The organism is Streptococcus sp. GMD4S, assembly GCF_000296955.1.
Window position 1 is genome coordinate 1 of the sequence record NZ_AJRE01000537.1, and the last position, 861, is coordinate 861.

Here is an 861-nt window from a genome sequence, read left to right on the forward strand (position 1 = left end):
AAAAATAGGAGAGCTGGGCTAGGCCCCGCCCTCCTAGGTAATTACTATTTATATGAATTAAGCGTTGTCGCCTTCTACAACTTCAACGATTTCTTCGATTGAGTCTGCTTGAGCTTCTGAAGCTGCAAATTCTGCTTCAACTGCTGCTGCATCTTCACCTTGACGTCCTTCGATGATAGCGTCAGCCAATTTAGCAGTGATCAATTTAACCGCGCGGATAGCGTCATCGTTAGCTGGGATGATTACATCGATATCATCTGGATCAGTATTTGTGTCAACCATCGCTACAACTGGGATACCCAATTTTTTAGCTTCTTTAACAGCGATTTGTTCTTTATGTGGGTCAACTACGTACATTACATCTGGGATACGAGGCATGTCTTCGATACCACCCAAGAATTTTTCAAGACGTGCACGTTGTTTGTTAAGAAGTGCAACTTCTTTCTTAGGAAGAACGTCGAAGATTCCTTCTTCTTCCATACGTTTGATTTCTTTCAAACGAGCAATACGTTTTTGGATAGTTCCCCAGTTAGTAAGAGTTCCACCCAACCAACGGTGGTTGATGTAGTATTGACCTGAACGCTCTGCTTCTTCTTTAACAGCGTCAGCAGCTTGTTTCTTAGTACCAACAAACAACACAACTGCATCGTTAGCTGCTGCATCACGCATAAAGTCGTAAGCTTGGTCAGCGTATTTTACAGTTTGTTGCAAGTCGATAACGTGGATTCCGTTACGCTCAGTGAAGATGTACTTAGCCATCTTAGGGTTCCAGCGACGAGTTTGGTGACCAAAGTGTACACCAGCCTCAAGAAGTTGTTTCATTGAAATTACTGCCATGAGTATTTCTCCTTTTTGTTTTTT

The 861-nt window shown here is 42.5% G+C and carries 1 protein-coding gene; it reads right to left on the reverse strand.

The features are described from left to right. Positions 1-57: 57 nt before the first annotated feature. The gene (rpsB, locus tag GMD4S_RS12400) at positions 58-837 is read right to left on the reverse strand and encodes a 30S ribosomal protein S2 (RefSeq protein ID WP_000268475.1); all 780 of its coding nucleotides are present in this window, start codon (positions 835-837) and stop codon (positions 58-60) included. Between the last annotated feature and the right edge of the window lie 24 nt (positions 838-861).